The organism is Cedecea sp. AS113 (assembly GCF_037152415.1).
Lineage (GTDB): Bacteria > Pseudomonadota > Gammaproteobacteria > Enterobacterales > Enterobacteriaceae > Cedecea.
The window spans coordinates 42,280-58,155 of the sequence record NZ_JBBCMI010000026.1 but is presented as its reverse complement, the minus strand read 5'-3'; the positions used below and the strand labels follow the sequence as shown (position 1 = coordinate 58,155).

General features: G+C 47.3%; 27 protein-coding genes and 1 pseudogene. 15 read left to right on the top strand and 13 right to left on the bottom strand.

Annotated features, from left to right (window positions below; all coding sequences use genetic code 11):
• The 3 genes from WFN87_RS22105 to WFN87_RS22095 form a co-directional block, all read left to right on the top strand.
• The coding region (locus WFN87_RS22105) for a DsbA family protein (RefSeq protein WP_336983735.1) at positions 1 to 584 on the top strand (584 nt) is incomplete at its 5' end.
• Positions 585 to 731: 147 nt separating this feature from the next.
• A complete protein-coding gene (locus WFN87_RS22100; RefSeq protein WP_016589852.1) occupies positions 732 to 1,277 on the top strand; it encodes a phospholipase D family nuclease in 546 nt (181 codons plus the stop codon).
• Between the two features lie 151 nt (positions 1,278 to 1,428).
• Positions 1,429 to 1,707 carry a replication regulatory protein RepA gene (locus tag WFN87_RS22095; RefSeq protein WP_008324932.1) on the top strand — a complete coding sequence of 93 codons (279 nt, stop codon included), beginning with the start codon at positions 1,429 to 1,431 and terminating at the stop codon, positions 1,705 to 1,707.
• A 35-nt stretch (positions 1,708 to 1,742) separates the two neighbouring features.
• On the opposite strand, the pseudogene WFN87_RS24205 reads toward WFN87_RS22095, so the two are convergent.
• A pseudogene (locus WFN87_RS24205) lies at positions 1,743 to 1,846 on the bottom strand (replication protein RepA).
• A 79-nt stretch (positions 1,847 to 1,925) separates the two neighbouring features.
• Here WFN87_RS24205 and tap point away from each other — a divergent pair.
• From tap to WFN87_RS22075, 5 genes are all read left to right on the top strand, one after another.
• Entirely contained in the window at positions 1,926 to 2,003 is a 78-nt protein-coding gene (gene tap, locus WFN87_RS24200; protein ID WP_011201829.1) for a RepA leader peptide Tap, read from the top strand.
• Positions 1,984 to 2,859 carry an incFII family plasmid replication initiator RepA gene (repA, locus tag WFN87_RS22090; protein ID WP_336983736.1) on the top strand — a complete coding sequence of 292 codons (876 nt, stop codon included), beginning with the start codon at positions 1,984 to 1,986 and terminating at the stop codon, positions 2,857 to 2,859. The genes tap and repA overlap by 20 nt, the downstream gene beginning before the upstream one ends.
• 1,001 nt (positions 2,860 to 3,860) lie before the next feature.
• Positions 3,861 to 4,403 carry a hypothetical protein gene (locus tag WFN87_RS22085; RefSeq protein WP_336819692.1) on the top strand — a complete coding sequence of 181 codons (543 nt, stop codon included), beginning with the start codon at positions 3,861 to 3,863 and terminating at the stop codon, positions 4,401 to 4,403.
• 49 nt (positions 4,404 to 4,452) lie between these two features.
• Entirely contained in the window at positions 4,453 to 4,848 is a 396-nt protein-coding gene (locus tag WFN87_RS22080; protein WP_442892487.1) for a hypothetical protein, read from the top strand.
• Entirely contained in the window at positions 4,845 to 5,456 is a 612-nt protein-coding gene (locus WFN87_RS22075; RefSeq protein ID WP_336819691.1) for a DUF2913 family protein, read from the top strand. The genes WFN87_RS22080 and WFN87_RS22075 overlap by 4 nt, the downstream gene beginning before the upstream one ends.
• On the opposite strand, the gene WFN87_RS22070 is transcribed toward WFN87_RS22075, so the two are convergent.
• From WFN87_RS22070 to WFN87_RS22055, 4 genes are all read right to left on the bottom strand, one after another.
• Complete coding sequence (locus tag WFN87_RS22070) at positions 5,453 to 6,394, bottom strand: Rpn family recombination-promoting nuclease/putative transposase (protein ID WP_336819689.1); 942 nt, start codon at positions 6,392 to 6,394, stop codon at positions 5,453 to 5,455. The two genes, WFN87_RS22075 and WFN87_RS22070, sit on opposite strands and share 4 nt — an antisense overlap.
• Positions 6,395 to 6,539: 145 nt before the next feature.
• Positions 6,540 to 6,740, bottom strand: a complete 201-nt coding sequence (locus WFN87_RS22065) for a hypothetical protein (RefSeq protein WP_336819687.1) — start codon at positions 6,738 to 6,740, stop codon at positions 6,540 to 6,542.
• A gap of 53 nt (positions 6,741 to 6,793) precedes the next feature.
• A complete protein-coding gene (locus WFN87_RS22060) occupies positions 6,794 to 7,426 on the bottom strand; it encodes a recombinase family protein (RefSeq protein ID WP_079825338.1) in 633 nt (210 codons plus the stop codon).
• 375 nt (positions 7,427 to 7,801) lie between these two features.
• Complete coding sequence (locus WFN87_RS22055; protein WP_336819684.1) at positions 7,802 to 7,930, bottom strand: hypothetical protein; 129 nt, start codon at positions 7,928 to 7,930, stop codon at positions 7,802 to 7,804.
• 258 nt (positions 7,931 to 8,188) lie between these two features.
• On the opposite strand from WFN87_RS22055, the gene WFN87_RS22050 reads away from it, so the two are divergent.
• Entirely contained in the window at positions 8,189 to 8,734 is a 546-nt protein-coding gene (locus tag WFN87_RS22050; protein WP_336819682.1) for a hypothetical protein, read from the top strand.
• 81 nt (positions 8,735 to 8,815) lie between these two features.
• On the opposite strand, the gene WFN87_RS22045 is transcribed toward WFN87_RS22050, so the two are convergent.
• A complete protein-coding gene (locus WFN87_RS22045) occupies positions 8,816 to 9,016 on the bottom strand; it encodes a hypothetical protein (RefSeq protein WP_057992171.1) in 201 nt (66 codons plus the stop codon).
• A 1,010-nt stretch (positions 9,017 to 10,026) separates the two neighbouring features.
• Here WFN87_RS22045 and WFN87_RS22040 point away from each other — a divergent pair.
• The 6 genes from WFN87_RS22040 (at position 10,027) to WFN87_RS22015 (ending at position 12,988) form a co-directional block, all read left to right on the top strand.
• Positions 10,027 to 10,491 (top strand): hypothetical protein, encoded by a 465-nt coding sequence (locus WFN87_RS22040; protein ID WP_119918944.1) that lies wholly within the window; start codon positions 10,027 to 10,029, stop codon positions 10,489 to 10,491.
• A 15-nt stretch (positions 10,492 to 10,506) separates the two neighbouring features.
• Positions 10,507 to 10,758 (top strand): hypothetical protein, encoded by a 252-nt coding sequence (locus WFN87_RS22035; RefSeq protein WP_143365062.1) that lies wholly within the window; start codon positions 10,507 to 10,509, stop codon positions 10,756 to 10,758.
• Complete coding sequence (locus WFN87_RS22030) at positions 10,758 to 11,294, top strand: type II toxin-antitoxin system RelB/DinJ family antitoxin (protein WP_336819676.1); 537 nt, start codon at positions 10,758 to 10,760, stop codon at positions 11,292 to 11,294. Before WFN87_RS22035 ends, WFN87_RS22030 begins: the two co-directional genes overlap by 1 nt.
• Positions 11,295 to 11,509: 215 nt before the next feature.
• A complete protein-coding gene (locus WFN87_RS22025) occupies positions 11,510 to 11,911 on the top strand; it encodes a hypothetical protein (RefSeq protein ID WP_336819675.1) in 402 nt (133 codons plus the stop codon).
• Positions 11,912 to 12,068: 157 nt separating this feature from the next.
• A complete protein-coding gene (locus WFN87_RS22020) occupies positions 12,069 to 12,554 on the top strand; it encodes a hypothetical protein (RefSeq protein ID WP_238795359.1) in 486 nt (161 codons plus the stop codon).
• Positions 12,551 to 12,988 carry a hypothetical protein gene (locus WFN87_RS22015; RefSeq protein WP_336819673.1) on the top strand — a complete coding sequence of 146 codons (438 nt, stop codon included), beginning with the start codon at positions 12,551 to 12,553 and terminating at the stop codon, positions 12,986 to 12,988. The genes WFN87_RS22020 and WFN87_RS22015 overlap by 4 nt, the downstream gene beginning before the upstream one ends.
• Positions 12,989 to 13,258: 270 nt before the next feature.
• Here WFN87_RS22015 and WFN87_RS22010 read toward each other — a convergent pair whose 3' ends face one another.
• From WFN87_RS22010 to WFN87_RS21980, 7 genes are all read right to left on the bottom strand, one after another.
• Positions 13,259 to 13,837, bottom strand: coding sequence for a hypothetical protein (locus tag WFN87_RS22010; protein WP_119918939.1), 579 nt, complete (start codon positions 13,835 to 13,837; stop codon positions 13,259 to 13,261).
• Positions 13,830 to 14,030, bottom strand: coding sequence for a hypothetical protein (locus WFN87_RS22005; protein WP_143365061.1), 201 nt, complete (start codon positions 14,028 to 14,030; stop codon positions 13,830 to 13,832). The genes WFN87_RS22010 and WFN87_RS22005 overlap by 8 nt, the downstream gene beginning before the upstream one ends.
• 63 nt (positions 14,031 to 14,093) lie before the next feature.
• A complete protein-coding gene (locus WFN87_RS22000) occupies positions 14,094 to 14,261 on the bottom strand; it encodes a hypothetical protein (RefSeq protein WP_181654469.1) in 168 nt (55 codons plus the stop codon).
• Between the two features lie 68 nt (positions 14,262 to 14,329).
• Entirely contained in the window at positions 14,330 to 14,521 is a 192-nt protein-coding gene (locus WFN87_RS21995) for a hypothetical protein (RefSeq protein ID WP_119918937.1), read from the bottom strand.
• A 154-nt stretch (positions 14,522 to 14,675) separates the two neighbouring features.
• Positions 14,676 to 14,969 carry a hypothetical protein gene (locus tag WFN87_RS21990; protein WP_119918936.1) on the bottom strand — a complete coding sequence of 98 codons (294 nt, stop codon included), beginning with the start codon at positions 14,967 to 14,969 and terminating at the stop codon, positions 14,676 to 14,678.
• Positions 14,970 to 15,115: 146 nt separating this feature from the next.
• Positions 15,116 to 15,385 carry a hypothetical protein gene (locus tag WFN87_RS21985; RefSeq protein ID WP_336819668.1) on the bottom strand — a complete coding sequence of 90 codons (270 nt, stop codon included), beginning with the start codon at positions 15,383 to 15,385 and terminating at the stop codon, positions 15,116 to 15,118.
• 118 nt (positions 15,386 to 15,503) lie between these two features.
• Positions 15,504 to 15,782 (bottom strand): hypothetical protein, encoded by a 279-nt coding sequence (locus tag WFN87_RS21980; protein WP_336819666.1) that lies wholly within the window; start codon positions 15,780 to 15,782, stop codon positions 15,504 to 15,506.
• Between the last annotated feature and the right edge of the window lie 94 nt (positions 15,783 to 15,876).

The following is a 15,876-nucleotide window of genomic DNA, read 5'->3' as shown; positions in this document are numbered from 1 at the left end:
GAAGCCGGTTCGCGAAAGTGGATCCAGAAAGGCTTGAGCCGTGTGCGGGGAAACTCGCATGCACGGTTCTTAGGGGAGGATGTGGTGGTAACACCATGTCCTTACCCGACCAGTGCATCTACTGTGCCCGCCTGGCGCCGGAACTGGAGAAGGTAATAAAAGCTAACCCGGACGTGCGCTTTGTGTTCAAGGAATTCCCGATATTTGGCCAGCGCTGGCCGGCGTCGCTCAGTGCGGCGAAAACCGGGCTTCAGATCTGGAAGCAGAAGGGGGCCGATGCTTACCTTCACTATCACAACGCGATTTACGCTACCGCCCACAACGAGGGTAAGCTGACCGATGCTGATATCAGCGCGGCCGCAAAAGCCGTGAGGTTCGATGCGAAAACAGCCCCAGATGTTCAGGGGACCCTGGATGGCATAAACACACTTGCGCAGCAGCTGGGCTTCAGCGGTACCCCGGCCCTGGTGGTTCTCCCGTCAGCCGGCGCCAGCGCTGATAACGTGACGGTTATTCCGGGATACACCAGCGCGGAGGCCCTGCAGCAGGCCATCAGTCATGCTGCCGGTGATACCAAAAAATAATCAGGCGTCCGCCACCTGATACCGCTAAAAGAGACTGACGCCTTCGCCGTGCTCAGTTGTCCAACCCCGGAGAAGGGTAAAAGCAAGTTTTCCCCGTCTCCGGCGTTTCTGGTTAACACATCCGAACAGTATTTCTGAGGTTATTTAATGCGTAAGTTCACCTTTCGCCAGCTGGCCGTGTCCGGTCTGGTATGTCTTTCGCTGAGCTGTATTCAGCCCGCAGCAGCGGCATCCTCCGTTCAGGTCGGCTTTTCACCTGAAGGCAGCGCGTTGCAGCTGGTCCTTAAGACGATTGAGTCAGCACAGCAGGAAATTCGGCTGATGGGCTACTCATTTACGTCTCCGGAGGTGGTTAGTGCGCTTGTCAGGGCAAAACGTCGTGGTGTGGATGTGAAGATAGTGCTTGATGAAAAGGGCAACCGGAGCAAAGCCAGCCAGGCGGCGATGAACGTCGTGGTGAACGCGGGAATTCCGCTGCGCACCAACGGTCGCTACGCCATCATGCATGACAAAGTCATTATTGTTGATAATCATACAGTTGAGGCTGGTAGCTTTAACTACACTCGCTCTGCTGCATCGAGGAATAGCGAGAATGTGCTGGTTATTAATGAGGTGCCGGAAGTGGCACAAACCTACCTTCAGCACTGGCAGTCGCGCTGGGACGGAGGAACGGACTGGCATTCTTCATACTAAGTCGCATCGTCAATTGATCCGCAATCTACATCCATCCAGGTGAGTCATGCGCCAACATGGCTCACACTTACGCGTAAAGTTAAGTCGCTGATTTCAGATATCTGTAGTATTCTCTGCAAACGATCCAAGTTTGATCCTTGAGGAGGCAGAGATGTCGCAGATCGAAAATGCAGTAACTTCCTCATCGAAAGAAAAGCGTTCTTACCGAAAAGGTAAGCCGATGTCGGCGAGTGAAAGACAGCTTGCCGCGATTGCGCGTAAACGTGAAACACATAAAGAAGTGAAGGTTTTTGTTAAAAATCCTCTTAAAGATTGGATGATTACGATCTGTGAAGAGGAAGGGCTCACTCAAGCTCAGTTTATTGAGACCTTACTCGAACGTGAACTTTCTGAACGCGGCGTTCTCGATGTAAAGACTTCACATTCTTGAACGTTTTATCATTGGATGCTAGATTACTGATCGTTTTAGTGAATTCTTGGTTGGCCACGCCATAAGGTGGCAGGGAACTGGTTCTGATGAGGTGTCTACCCGGGACCAGAAAAGCAAAAACCCCGATAATCTTCACCAGGTTTGGCGACTAAGAGAAGATTAACGGGGCCTACTTAAACTGTATAGAAGCTGTTGCTCTATGCAGGGAGTATAGTTTTATGCTCAGAAAACTGCAATACCCGTTTCTGTGCCATTTACTCCTTCCGTGCAACATAAGTGCGGGAAGGTGTGACTGACGCCCAGACCCTGTTCTCCCATTACCGTCAGGTCAAAAACCCGAATCCGGTATTCACGCCGCGAGAAGGGAAAAAGACACTGCCGTTCTGTCGTAAGCTGATGGCGAAAGCCGAAGGCTTCACGTCCCGTTTTGACTTTTCCATCCATGTGGCGTTCTTGCGCTCGCTGGGTAAACGTCACCGGATGCCGCCACTGTTGCGCCGCCAGGCCATCGATGCCCTGCTCCAGGGGCTGTGTTTCCACTATGACCCGCTGGCCAACCGCGTTCAGCGCTCCATCACCAATCTGGCCATCGAGTGCGGTCTCGCCACCGAGTCGAAAAGCGGCAATCTGTCCATCACCCGCGCCACGCGAGCGCTGACGTTTATGGCGGAGCTGGGGCTGATTACCTATCAGACCGAGTATGACCCGCAGATCGGCTGCAATATCCCGACCGATATCACCTTCACGCCGGCACTGTTCTCCGCGCTCGACGTCTCTGACGTGGCCGTTGTGGCCGCGAGGCGCAGCCGTGTGGAATGGGAGAATCAGCAGCGTAAGAAGCAGAACCTGAAGCCGCTGGAGATGGACGAGCTGATAGCGAAGGCCTGGCGGTTTGTGCGTGAACGGTTCCGCAGCTACCAGTCCGAACGTAAACAGCATGGCCTGAAGCGCGCCCGCGCCCGACGTGACGCGGACAGAGCCCGTAAGGACATTGTGACGCTGGTGAAACAGCAGCTGACGCGTGACTACGCCAGAGGGCGTTTCGTCGGCGACAGGGATGCTCTCCAGCGTGAGCTGGAGCGGCGCGTGAAAGAGCGCATGCTGATGTCGCGTGGTAACAACTACACGCGGCTGGCCACCGTCCCCATATAACCCTTCCTGTGTGAAAAATCCGGCTGGCGCCGGAGGGTTTCGCACGTCTGCAGTCCCCCGTTGACGGTTTTCTGCACGAAATGACGCCCGTCCTTCCTGCCATTCATCCCATTCCGCCATCAGAATGGCCAGAAATTGCCTCGCCAGCATCATTTCCGGTCGCTGAATTCAGTTACCCACAAATAACTGCAAGGGATCTTTCCATAAGGTTACAACCGTTATGCTTACAGAGCGCCAGCCGACCAGATTTCAAAGTGCGTGGTTTCCTTTAAAAACCTGCTCTGTACTTCTTTTAAATATCTTTTATTTCATTCATATAAATATATAACCTGTTCGTCGCCTGACCTGTGGACAGGCTCCTGGAAATGCCCGCCCTTGCAGCGGACTCACGTCCGCGCCGGTTCGGAGACTGCATGGGTTGGTCCCGTCGCTTCGCAACGGGCGCTGTCGCGAGAATATAGTTACAACATACAAAACAATCAGAACGGCAGACCGTGCACAATGGCAACACCTGAGCCGGGCCCCACCACTGAAAAGCGAGGCCGCCCCGGGCCAAAGGCCCGGAACAACGTCGCTTTTAATGATGGATGTTGTAACTAGAATTCTGAGTGGCTGTAAGTGGATTCGCTGGCGGTTTTGAGTACACGCCCGTAAGCGGCCCTAGCGGCCCGCTAACGCGGAGATACGCCCCGACTGCGGCTACGCCTTGTCGTGACCACTCCGACAGCGCACAAAGACTTCAGTACCGCTTTTAGCGGGTTATGGCTTATCAGGGCGGAGGGATGGGATAGGCAAAACCTTTCAACCAGGTACCGGCTACGCCGGGCTTCGGCGGTTGAACAGATGCGCAACTTGTAAATTCACCATGCCGCCTTCTATGCCGCAAGCGGCATACATCACATGTTATTCTAGATTCTAAATCTAACTAGAATTGACACATTCAACATGCAGCTATATTTTAAATCTATAAACAGTGAAAAGATGCTCAACAGGAGGATTGTATGTACATTAAACCAACAGAAGTGTTATCTCCCAAAGGACAGGTAGAAGTTCTGGATGTACTGTATGACAGCGGTGAGTGGGGAGTATCTGTTGCCCGCATTCATTACCGTGATGAACTTACCCAGCCGTTTAAAGAATGCACGGGTATGCGCTGGAACGGTAACCTTGACGAAGATAACAAAGGTATGCCGGTATCAAGAGGTTATCCGGTATGGTTTGTTATTCCGGATGAGTTTTCTGAGTGCATTCAGGCAACGGCTCTGGCCCTCAATACCAATAATGTTCCGGCTGTGATCGCTGAGATTAAAATTGAAGTGGAACGGGAGCGTGATGCCAACCCAGGCTCGTATATGCTTGAGTACAAAACAGAACGCGATTTATCAGAAACTGAAGTGGATATCATCCTTAATGAACTCAGGTGCTTTGGTATCATGGAAGCTTTTATGGGGGGAACCCATTCGGTAGATATCAATGGTGTTCATTCTCTGACACTGATTTTTCCTGCAAAAGGGAATTTACCTGCAGTTGAACCACAATACTGAAACCTGCAGTCTGGTCAGACAGTAGCAGGTATTAAATCAGGAGTCTGGAATGGAAAATATGATGAAAACAATGCGTGAACATATCCCCGGGCGAACAGTGGTGATTGAACAGTCTCTGGATATGTTTGGCGTCAAACGAAATGAGGACGGGACGTTACTCTTCCCCCGTCACTCTGACAAACGTTTTCCCGTTGCACGTATCCGTAAGAGGCTGGCGGCTTATGGCTGGCGAGGCGAACGTCTGAATAAGGAGGTGGCGCGTATCATCGCGGGCCCTGATATTTGCGCTGAGAAAAGTGAATACAGCATTATTTTCCCTTACGGATGGGAGAAGAAGCAGCTGACGCATGAGATGCGGCGAATGTTTCCCCGTAAGACTGGCCGGCGCGTTCTGATTATGCTGGATGAATTACATCATTTTTCTGACTTGCGGGAGAAGCCGTGACGCTGACAGAAAAATCAGGTCATCTGGCGTGGTGTGCCCTGGTGGCGCTTGCGCTGGCCAGGCAGGATGGTGGCGTTCTCTCGCCGGCACAGGAAAACCTCTTTCTCACCCGCTGGCTGGCGACTGCGTTGAAGCAACGGCGTTTTTCTCGTGATGTGACGCCCGATATCGAGTGGCTTTTGAAACAGGGACGTCAGATGGGCGTCAGCGCCAAGCTGGCCAGCAAGCTGAATTACCTCTGGCGTTCCTGCACCGGTGAGTTGTCCGAGCAGAACGACTTGTTCCGGCTGACGTATGCTCTGGAAACAGCGAAAGATATGCACTGGAACTACCGTCTGCTGAGCGACCGGGAATGGTCCGGCCGGAATGCTGTGGCGCTCAGTGCGGGCGTGAACGGCATTTATCTCTCACGGGCCAACCTCGATGTCGCTTTTGACGACAGCGGCCGACAGATTAATCCGCTTACAGCACGTCTGACGGGTAACGTAGTGGGGGTGATGAAGGTGTTTAATCGCTGTGGCTGGCAGGCAGAGCCTGACTCTGGTACCTCCCTGCCCCACCAGTATTCGCTGATGGCCGGACAGGGAGTGCCAGGAAAAGGGGATTAGTGGCGGATCTGCGCCAGGTCGTCTTCAGTCAGACCGGTCATTTTCATGACGGTATTGCGGTCAATGCCGTTCTGGAGCATGGTACGGGCTATTTTCAGAGTCGCTTCGCGCTCCCCTTCTGAACGGCCTTTTTCAATACCACGTTGTTCACCGAGCTGAATCCCCTTCTCGATGCCCTTCTGTTCAAGCTGCTGTGCGATGGTCATAAGTGCGTCTCCGTGTTGCGGCACACGCTGTGCCAGTTCGCGTACAAAGGCTTCGGCGTCGGATGTTTCGCCTGCCTGTACTATATAGTGTACCAGCGATATCACCTGCGATGAAGACAAGTATCCCGCCAGCAAGATGGGCGCCAGCCGGTCAACCAGTTCTGCCAGGTCCCGCTGGTGAATATGCTTTTGCAGTAAAGTCAGTGCGGCCATACTGCGATGGCCAGCGATTTCATCATCCGGAATGACCGTAACGTCTACCAGTGGGAAAGCGCTGCTGTAGAGTTTTCCTGCCAGCGACGGATCGTCAAACTCATCCAGCCACCGGGTGGAGTACGGATACGGGCTGCGTTTACCCGTATAGAACAGCACCGGTATCACCAGTGGCAGTTTTTTATGCCCTGCCTCCAGGTGTCGCTGCATGGCAGCCACCGCATAGCGTATCAGGCGGAAAGCCATATGTTTGTCCGGCGTTGACTGGTGCTCGACCAGGACATGAATATATCCGTCGCCGGCTGTGGTTTTCAGGCTGTAGAGGACGTCGCTGAAATACTGGCGGAGATCATCCTCAACGAACGAGCCTGATTCCAGCTTCAGTGTGCTGAGATCGCAGACTGCCCGCAGCTCTGCGGGCAGGTGGATTTCCATGAAATCCCGGGCAATATCCGGTTGCGTCAGGAACTGCCTGAACGTGGCATCGTGAGGAGTGGGTGTGCTGTTTTTCTTCTTCATCTGCCCTGGCTCTGAAAAATGACCCGGAGATGTTATCACAGCCCGGAAAAAGCTAATATTGGCGGTGAACGGAATTGTCATTCCTTCAGGGGACTGTGCCGGGGTGGTTCGGTCCCCTTCCTGAACCATTTTTACTCATCATCAATTACTGCCTTAGCAACTTTCTTCCCTCTCTCAGATATTCTAAAGCCTCTTCTCTCCGTCCTTCTGCGGCAGCTGTATATAATGTCGCGATACCGCTGACAGCCTGATGGCGGGTTATACTGCCTTTACTGAAGTCATCCAGAACAGTACAAAGGAATTCCTCCAACAACTCCTGTTCTCTTTGAGATAGTCTTTCAGCCATATTCGCTCCATAAGCTTAATTGTTTGTTCTGAACCTAACGTGAATAAGTATCGTCAATCAGTATCCTGCTTATGATTGCCGTTACAGACCCTGATTACTGTCATCTTTGATACGCCAGCCAGGCGGGCTGTTTCACGCAGTGACTTTCCGTGGGCCAGACGCAGAGTGCGTATCAATTCATGTTTCTGCGCATCGGCCACCCTGCCCCGGTATTTTCCTTCAGCTTTCGCCTTACTGATACCCTCTGACTGACGACGTCGGCGGTCTTCGTAATCTTTTCGGGCAATAGCTGCGAGCATATCCAGCATCATGCTATTTACGGCCTTCAGCATGCTTCGGGTAAAGTCATCACTTACTGTGCTGGAGAGCGCCAGATGGCTGGTCGGTAGATCAAGACTGACGATGGCCAGCTGCTTATCAGTAATTTGCTTTCTGAGTGTCTCCCAGCCTGCATCATCCAGGCGGGTAAGCCTGTCGACCTGTTCTATGAGAATCACATCACCAGGTTCCGCATCACCAAGAAGCCTGATCAGTTCTGGACGGTTCATTGTCGTACCGGAGACATTATCGATATACCAGCCAGCAATACGGTGGCCATTTTGGTTTGCAAATGCCTTCAGTGCATTTTTTGCCCGGCTGGCATCCTGCTCTGAAGTGGATGCCCGGAGGTAACCAAAAACGAACATATTTTGTCCTTCTGGTAACTTTTAAGTGGTCTTGCTTATGATGGTATCACTTATGTGGTAACAATAACATTCGCCGGTATTTTTTGGATGGTATATATAGAGTATACTCCAATGTGACACGCTGACGCGCCCATCGGGCTTGTCCAACCCCTCCCCTGTTCAGATGTAAGCTCTGAACAGACTCACGGTTTCGGCATCAGGTCAACAAAAATAAATACGAACACCAGAAATATTTTGTGGGCAATTTTTCCGATAGTGCCGAAATGTCCAGGTTAGAAAGCATTTTTTTTCATCTCTGGTGTATGTATGAAAGTTAGTGAGTGAGTAATCGATAGAACCGGACAGAATAACTGTTATGTCTAAGTGCCTGGCGAATTAACCCGGAGCCGGGAACAGGCCAGCGCCGATGGCGACCAGTGCGCGGGGATCTGCCCGGACACGTCGCCCGGAACGCGGGGAATCTTGTTCAAAATTACTGTAGCGGTCGCAGCTGAGAATCGACATGGCCAGCGCATCGAGCGCGTTGCCGGTGTTTCAGTGAATTGTTGTTTTACAGTCACTTAGGTTGTTTGCGGTGCGAAAAATATTGGTGAGTATTTTTGATTGAGTCAGTAACGGCGGTGCGCTACGTGAAATCTGCGATTTGGCGGGAGGGTTTTTTACGGGAGATTACTTATATATTTCTAATTTATTAGATTTTAGTTGACCGCATAGTGAACTTCTAATAAATTAGATTTATCAATACTGAGGGGAAATGACGCTATGCCAACTAAACACATCGACGCAGCACAATGGGAACAGATTGAAGAACTGACGTTAGAGCTTTCAAGACAGAGGAATCAGATAGTAAAAGAATCTGAAGTTATGAAGATTATCATTGATAACGGCCTTAGCAAGACAACTAAAGAAGAAATTACTGCACAGCTTGATTATAAACCAAGCTGTAACGTCATTATAATGTACAAAATAAATGGCACACCAGTTATCGAGAGTATGACTAAACCAACAGTCATGGACGTGATTAACAGAAGCCCAGGCATCCCACGTATGATATTTATTTATGGCAAAACATGTTCTGGCAGAAGCACGTTTATTGAGAAATTAAAAGAACAATGGGATATCATCACTTATGATAACTTACCAGATCCTGAGACTGACATAATAAGTCATGCCAAATGTAATTATGAAAATGGTAATTCTGTAGCCGTGGTCATTCCTGCGACGAATCAGATGGCGGCAATGAAAAAAATATTCCAGGAAGAAGAAAAAATATTAAAACTCGGAGAGGTTTTTGAGCATAAAATTTAAACGGATAGCCACCCTCTGAAAGATATTTAATAAGCCTCTTAAAATGGAGGCTTATTAATAAAAATCCAATGAGTGGATATACTATAAAATTCGTATGACCTTTCCCGTGACAATATCTATCTCTAACACCTGAGCATCATAGTGCCACGCCGAACGTCTAGCATTTGCTTCTTTATCAAAAACTTTAGCGCTTTCAGGAAACTTACAAAAATCCCCACCCCCCATCACATATCCCTCACGAAAATCACTGTAGACAATAAATCCATGATTCGTCTTATCCATTTCCATTTCACCTTCGATGTCATTCAACTATGTAATATGATTGCTGCGACGTATTTTTTTAGACAATATAATAAACCGCCTCATTAACATATAAAGTAAAACAATTTCAACGAAAATTATCGTCACTTCGAAAGCAATAAACAAAATCTGGTTGTTATCATAATCAGGAGTGAATCTACCAACAAAAAAAACAGTAGATAATAGAAAAAATGATTTCAACAAAAGAGATGTGAGTTGATTTCGATGTTTACCCAATGCACAAAAATTTTGTGGTTGTACCATTAGCAATAAATTCTGCATGTCAGTATGTGTGTATGCAGTTATAGCATGGTGGTCTAAAACATTCAATGTGGAAACCAATACCCTTTAGACATAAAGAACCGTACCCCCCGCTTTGCAGCGGGGGCGGTTGTACGGCTAAGGACGTAATGCTTTCTGAGTCCTCGGCGCTGCGGGGCTTCCGGCGCAGAACGCCTCCCATGCGCTCTGCGCATCTACCTGATGGACAGAAGACGCTGTATGTCTAACTGCCGGAGGAATTAACAGAGGGAGAGCGAACACGTCACATTCCGGCACATGCAACATTTTGTGGCGTGTTAACCCGGAGCCGGGAACAGGCCAGCGGCACTGGCGACCCGTGCGCGGCGATCTGCCCGGACACGTCGCCCGGAGCGTCGGGAATCTTGTTCAAAATTACTGTAGCGGTCGCAGTCGTTAAGGAAGTTGGCCAACGCCATCGAGCGATTGCCGTCGTTTCAGTGAATTGTTGTTTTACAGTCACTTAGCTTGTTTGCGGTGCGAAAAATATTGGTGAGTATTTTTGATGGAGTCAGTAACGGCAGTGCGCTACGTGAAATCTGCGATTTTGCGGGAGGGTTTACCGGGGAAAATTTACGGAGCAGCCCCACAAAAAACCGCAAAACGTAACGCATGATTGCTTTACACTTTCGGCAACTGGCGCTATTATAATCTGTAACGCAACTTTGCTTTACGATTACCGGGAGCCGGATATGAAATTCAGACGACAGGAACGTTATTCTTATCACTGGACGCCAGCCAAGGAAGCCGCTTATTTACGCAAACCGCAGCGCGTACAGAATAAACTGGATGCCCGGTATCCTCTTATTGCCGACCAGCTTACAACGCCACAGAGTACGCTGGAAGCAGAAAAACAACGCCGTGAAGAAATGAGCCATAAATCAGAAATGAATATGCGAAACTTCCGCGCTAATCAGTGGCGGCAAGCCCGGAAACTTTATTTTTCATGCGATCAGAATACCCGCGCAATTATTAAAAAATCATGGCAGGACGGCGTATATCCGGCTGATCCAACCTATCTGATTTATGTCATAGAGAAACATAACGGTGACTATCAGCGCCGTTGTGATTTCTACGCCAAACAGCACAGAATATTGCGCGAAGAAACCGCCCGGATTTATAACATCCGTGAAAACCAGATTGATTTATTCCAGTAACCGGAGTGACAAACAATGAAACAATCAGTGTCTGAAAAGTTAATTGCTTTCTATTATACATTAGCCTTGTACGGCATTTTCAATATATCCAGATTTACGAAAGAGGATGCAATGAGAATGAAAGATAACATGGGTGAAACCGTCGCCATGATTTACGCTGTATATGCCAAAATGGTGCTGCCATTTATTACTGTCTTTGCGGGTTACATGGCTGTATATCTGACATTCTGCTTCATTCGCCAGATCACAGCGAAAGGGGGTAAATAATGGCAACGGTCAACGTGAACGTGCGTATTGACGCAGAACTCAAGCAAAGCGCCGATGAAGCGATGCAGATCGCCGGAGCCACACCGACACAGGCTATTACCCTGCTGTATCAGTACATCGCTGAGAACAAGCGTCTGCCCTTTGTGGTCACTACCAGCGTGAAAACGCCGGACGATCTCACCAGTGAAGCGCCAGAGCTATTAGCTACCGCGCTTGCGGTGGCGCTCAACATGGAAGCCGGACTTAAAGACGAAGGACGTATGCCCGGTAAAACCATGCTGGAGTATTACAAGCGCCTTGATTTTCTGTTTACCAGCGCCAAAGAAAAGACGGTACAGCCACAGGAACGGCGTGAACTGACACTCGCGATGAACAATTTAAATAAACTGTTAACCGTCATTGTCGATTTTACGGATTTTGGCTACGGCTATGATCTTGTCAGATTACTTCCATCAGAAAAGAACAAATTTAATATTGCAATTTCGACGTTTGAGCGCAGCATGTTTGAACTGATAAACAAAGAGGCAGAAGAATGAATATTCTGAATATTAAATATATCGCCGCTTTCAACGTAGCACTCAGTGTTATTATGACAGCTTTACTTATTGGCTTCGCATCGCGTGGCACAGGCAACTCAGATTTCGGGATTTTAATGATACTCGTCGCTGCTGATTTTATTACCATATTCACGGCAACACATATGATCCTTTCCATATTAACCCAAAATAAACAGAACCAGTAAGGACAGTAAATGAATAAAATTACCCTAGGCGTATTGCTGGCGTTATCTTTTTCTGGCTATGCCGCAACGGAGCAGGTCACATCAACGCTGATTGATAGCTTTAAAATCGAAAGTAACTTCCACTTTCCCAGAGGGACAAATACACTTAACGTACATCAAAATGTCACTGTATACAGCTTTAGCGCAAAGAGTATCGCCGCCATTAAAAAGACACTAGCGGAGATTGAACAGAAAGGATTTTCAACAGCAACCGCAAGCCTGAGCGGTCTGGAGGAAAACCAGAACAGCACAATTATGGTATTCCGGGCAAATAAAGAAGGACAGCCACTTTCGCCGTCAGTGCTGTCAGAAGCATTACAAAAAAACGTCAGCATTGAGAGTAAGTCAGGGCTGGAAGGTATAATAAATTAGGGCTGCCGGAAAAAGGCGCGATCCTCAACATTATCAGAGTCAGGCCAGATGCTTATATGATTGTATTAACCACGATTTAAAAAGCATCATCTGTAGCCTCCGACAGAGGCTACAGAAAACTTAGAGACAGCGTAAGCCACAGGGAGGCCTCAGGAATATGAAACCACAACGCTATCCCTCCAGTATCATCAAAGTCGGTGCGGTGCTGTATAAAGCTTTTGGCTGGGTAGCTGATGAAGGAAAGTGTCATGTTGATGTTGATGAATGGCATGTTCGCTCAATACAAAACCGGACGGTATCAAAATATTTTGGCACTAAAAAGGTTGTGATCAGCCTGGTACAAAAGCTGGATGATATTACCTGGCAAAAAGGGAAATGGCTTACAAACGTTCCGGTGCATTATCGCCAGAAATTTTATGAAAACGAACCATTACCCAATGGCTTTTATACCACACAAAATATGGCTCTACGTTACGCGCTGGAATCCACCTATATGAGTATTAAGTGGTATGAAGAAGAGAAAGCAGCGGGGTTATGGAGCGCAGAGCATGAAGAAGAATATAATGGAGAGCTAAAGCTCGTAAAAATCATTAAATCCAGAATTACGCGACTGAAAAACATCAAATCAGGAGGCAAGGTATGAAGATTAACACAGAAGATAACCTTGAGAACTGCCCGGACTGCGGCGAGGATATGCCTGGCGGGAACGTTCGGTGTACAAGCTGTCAGCGCCAGTACGAAATTGAAAATATGACCGAGGACGATTACCGCGCACATGAAGCCCTGTTCCCGTCAGCCAGCATTGCGCCACAACTGCCCCTCATTACGTATACCGTGGGCGTGAAATCAGTATCAGATATGCTGACTCAACAGGAACAACAGCGGTATAAAAACGCCATACGCGAGGCGATAAAGGCTGCATATCCTGCCTATGACGTTGTGGTAACACTGGACAGCACCATCGGCGGCGCAGACTGTCAGGTGAGTAATGATCCGTATGGTGAAACGGATATAGCGGAACATACGCATTCTATCGCCCACAGTGTCTGGATAGGGGCAGCGTGGCTGGATAAATAAGGGAACAGCCCAAACAGCCGCGAAAGCGGCTTTTTTGTGGCCGTAGGAGAGACTTACCGTAAACCCGGCTTTGCAGTGTGGGGGATTTTACGGCTAAAAAGCCGTAATGCTTTCTGAGTCCTCGCTGGCGCTGCGGGGCTTCCGGCGTAGACGCCTCCCATGCGCTCTGCGCATCTAACGGGGAATTAAACGAGGAGCGTAAAAAAGGCCACTGGCGCGACCTTTTGCAATATTCATATCATTCACCATCAATATAAGTAAACATTTCCACTAATCATTAAGCCAGAGATTCATTATTAAACGCGCTGGTAATTGTGGTTTTCTTATCTTTTTTTCTCCTGTAACAACCACATTACTAAGACTCATATTAATATTAGCAATGTCACTATAAGAAAATAAATCAGATACTATATAATTAATTTCATCAGTAACAGGTGTTGCTTTAAACTGATAACCATCAACATCAAAATGGCTCTCTGTATCTAACTTAATGCCATGAGCAAGTAGCGTCATATGTGCCAGTTCTAAACATTGACGGGTTGCGCGTTCCTGAATTTCTTTTAACGCATTAATGTAGTGTACTGTCAGTTCTTTTAACTCAGATAGTTCGGTTGATGAATAACCGCTGCTTTCAGCCTTTTTTACACCATTAAGAATAGAATTAACTGACCATTGAATTGACGATTCAAATTCAATAATACTTTGAACAATGTCAGCACATTGATAACGTTTCTTATCCTCAGCATCAGGGGTAAATTTACTGTTCAGATTAACAATCCCATGCGCCACTGACTCTGGCTCCAGTGCATTTTCATCAGCAATCAGCTTTTCAGGCTCGTTATTAACCATAAACCACCTCAAATACACCATGACTGGATGATGCCAGTCGAATAAAAACAGAATCACCCTCATCATCTATAACGTCTACACCCGGTAATGTCAGATGTTCCCGGCTAGCCGTGACCGGATAGGATTTACCTGCCGTAAAGAAATTAACCGCTTCGCCTGGCTCTATGCAAATTACAGAGATGATTGTTGCCATGATTGCCGCCTTTATTATTTTGATAAGATCTAACATGCCCCGTTGTATGGGGCTATTGAATGTTTAAATACCAAGTTGTTTTTTTGTATATTCAATATCTATAAAAGGCGTCCAGTTACCTTTGTAAAATTCAGTGGCAGCTTGTTTAAGAGTAATCAAACCAGCTTCAAAGTCTTTCTTTACTGAATCATGAAAACAAGGAATATCAAATGCTTTTTTCTTGATGCTCATATCATTATCCCGCTGTATGTTTAACTTGAGATAATTATAACACTTGCGTTATATAACACAAGTGTTATTTATGGCTTCTTGAATATTTTCGTTTTGCTCGTCAGCATGATCCAGTCACCATTATCTAACCTCGCGACCTCATAACCTTTTGATACCAGATTATTAAGTTGTTGCACTGAATTAATCCCGGCTGCTTGAGCTGCTTTTTCACGATTACCGTCATAGTAATCATTCACCATCTGGACAATAGAAATACGCATAATGACCTCTCATTAAGAACATCAATAGTATATAACGATTGTGTTATATATCAAGAGTAAGCCATCACATTGAACTGAACTGGACAGAAACACCTGAATGTCCAGGTAAGCAAGGAATTAAACGAGAGGCGTAAAAAAGGCCGCTGGCGCGGCCTTAGTTCGGTAACTGGTGCTGTTTCAGTTTGAACAAGCAGTAACGGAAACCTTTACGACAAAAGACTGCGAGGGCAAAACAAATGGTGGCAAGAACAAAAACCATCCCAGCCCTGATCGCCTCACTGCCTCCGAATGAATACATCCATACTGATGCAAAAAGCCTTACAGCGGCATTGATAACTAAAATGAAGCCTGAAAAGCCAAAGAAGAAGAGTCCTAATGCAGCAAAGAGAGTCGTGGTATTTACGGCATAACCCTTTGGTTCTAATATTTCTTTTGGAAATTTTGGCATAAGACTCACCTTTATTTAATTCCAGGACTAAATGGTTAAAGCCATTCTACTAAGCCAGATCTCCCGCTACAAGCGGAACTGGACAGAATTGCTGATGTGTCCAGCTGCCGGACAGCCGTAGCGCGGCCTGTTAAACCTATCGATGCCTACATGAGTTTATGAGCAATAAACCCGACAACAATGGTAAGTGTGATCAGCGCAAAATTTTTAGCCAGCAATAACCATACTTCATCCTTGCTATTTGATGACGGAACGCCCTTAAACAGACCTGCAAGACAAAGTAACCCAATCGCCCATGCGAATGTAATATCCCGTATTCCAAAAGGAACAATAAACCATGACCAGAGAAGTGTTAATGAATACGCTCCATAGATAACACCAACGACCCATAATGCGATTGGTAAAAATACTAGCATTATTCATTTCCTTTTTAATTTTATTGCAGCCATTCTACCTGGCTAGATCCCTCACTGCCAGCAGAACTAGATAGAATTACTATTGTGTCCAGGTAAGCAGAGAAAGCCGCAGCTCGGCTTATTCATCTAGAATCAGGCAGGTCTCGAACAGATTTCCTGTTTCATCAAAACTAAACCAATATGCGTTATAGTCTTTATCTTCGCAGTTTACATAAAGTTTTCCTGTAAAGTTTAAATCGGTGTAGGTTCCATCCTGATTATCTTTGAGTAACCGTCCTTCTTCGGAAACAACATAGAATGGACAGAAAAACTCTAAATCTTTTGTGCAAAAATTTTCAGAAGTGGCGGCTTCGGGTAGTGGTCTTTTCTTATACGTGATATTATTTACAAAACCCATTATTGTTACCTAATGTTTATGGACTTAAAAACCTGAACGGCCAGGTAAAGAGGAAAAGCCGCAGCGCGGCTTATTCGGATTGGATTAGCTTATT

Excerpts from the sequence above, each read along its gene's own strand:
- WFN87_RS22100 (WP_016589852.1), top strand. The coding sequence starts at position 732 with ATGCGTAAGTTCACCTTTCGCCAGCTGGCCGTGTCCGGTCTGGTATGT.
- WFN87_RS22095 (WP_008324932.1), top strand. The coding sequence starts at position 1,429 with ATGTCGCAGATCGAAAATGCAGTAACTTCCTCATCGAAAGAAAAGCGT.
- tap (WP_011201829.1), top strand. The coding sequence starts at position 1,926 with ATGCTCAGAAAACTGCAATACCCGTTTCTGTGCCATTTACTCCTTCCG.
- WFN87_RS22085 (WP_336819692.1), top strand. The coding sequence starts at position 3,861 with ATGTACATTAAACCAACAGAAGTGTTATCTCCCAAAGGACAGGTAGAA.
- WFN87_RS22080 (WP_442892487.1), top strand. The coding sequence starts at position 4,453 with ATGGAAAATATGATGAAAACAATGCGTGAACATATCCCCGGGCGAACA.
- WFN87_RS22070 (WP_336819689.1), bottom strand. The coding sequence starts at position 6,394 with ATGAAGAAGAAAAACAGCACACCCACTCCTCACGATGCCACGTTCAGG.
- WFN87_RS22065 (WP_336819687.1), bottom strand. The coding sequence starts at position 6,740 with ATGGCTGAAAGACTATCTCAAAGAGAACAGGAGTTGTTGGAGGAATTC.
- WFN87_RS22060 (WP_079825338.1), bottom strand. The coding sequence starts at position 7,426 with ATGTTCGTTTTTGGTTACCTCCGGGCATCCACTTCAGAGCAGGATGCC.
- WFN87_RS22055 (WP_336819684.1), bottom strand. The coding sequence starts at position 7,930 with ATGTCGATTCTCAGCTGCGACCGCTACAGTAATTTTGAACAAGATTCC.
- WFN87_RS22050 (WP_336819682.1), top strand. The coding sequence starts at position 8,189 with ATGCCAACTAAACACATCGACGCAGCACAATGGGAACAGATTGAAGAA.
- WFN87_RS22045 (WP_057992171.1), bottom strand. The coding sequence starts at position 9,016 with ATGGATAAGACGAATCATGGATTTATTGTCTACAGTGATTTTCGTGAG.
- WFN87_RS22040 (WP_119918944.1), top strand. The coding sequence starts at position 10,027 with ATGAAATTCAGACGACAGGAACGTTATTCTTATCACTGGACGCCAGCC.
- WFN87_RS22035 (WP_143365062.1), top strand. The coding sequence starts at position 10,507 with ATGAAACAATCAGTGTCTGAAAAGTTAATTGCTTTCTATTATACATTA.
- WFN87_RS22030 (WP_336819676.1), top strand. The coding sequence starts at position 10,758 with ATGGCAACGGTCAACGTGAACGTGCGTATTGACGCAGAACTCAAGCAA.
- WFN87_RS22025 (WP_336819675.1), top strand. The coding sequence starts at position 11,510 with ATGAATAAAATTACCCTAGGCGTATTGCTGGCGTTATCTTTTTCTGGC.
- WFN87_RS22020 (WP_238795359.1), top strand. The coding sequence starts at position 12,069 with ATGAAACCACAACGCTATCCCTCCAGTATCATCAAAGTCGGTGCGGTG.
- WFN87_RS22015 (WP_336819673.1), top strand. The coding sequence starts at position 12,551 with ATGAAGATTAACACAGAAGATAACCTTGAGAACTGCCCGGACTGCGGC.
- WFN87_RS22010 (WP_119918939.1), bottom strand. The coding sequence starts at position 13,837 with ATGGTTAATAACGAGCCTGAAAAGCTGATTGCTGATGAAAATGCACTG.
- WFN87_RS22005 (WP_143365061.1), bottom strand. The coding sequence starts at position 14,030 with ATGGCAACAATCATCTCTGTAATTTGCATAGAGCCAGGCGAAGCGGTT.
- WFN87_RS22000 (WP_181654469.1), bottom strand. The coding sequence starts at position 14,261 with ATGAGCATCAAGAAAAAAGCATTTGATATTCCTTGTTTTCATGATTCA.
- WFN87_RS21995 (WP_119918937.1), bottom strand. The coding sequence starts at position 14,521 with ATGCGTATTTCTATTGTCCAGATGGTGAATGATTACTATGACGGTAAT.
- WFN87_RS21990 (WP_119918936.1), bottom strand. The coding sequence starts at position 14,969 with ATGCCAAAATTTCCAAAAGAAATATTAGAACCAAAGGGTTATGCCGTA.
- WFN87_RS21985 (WP_336819668.1), bottom strand. The coding sequence starts at position 15,385 with ATGCTAGTATTTTTACCAATCGCATTATGGGTCGTTGGTGTTATCTAT.
- WFN87_RS21980 (WP_336819666.1), bottom strand. The coding sequence starts at position 15,782 with ATGGGTTTTGTAAATAATATCACGTATAAGAAAAGACCACTACCCGAA.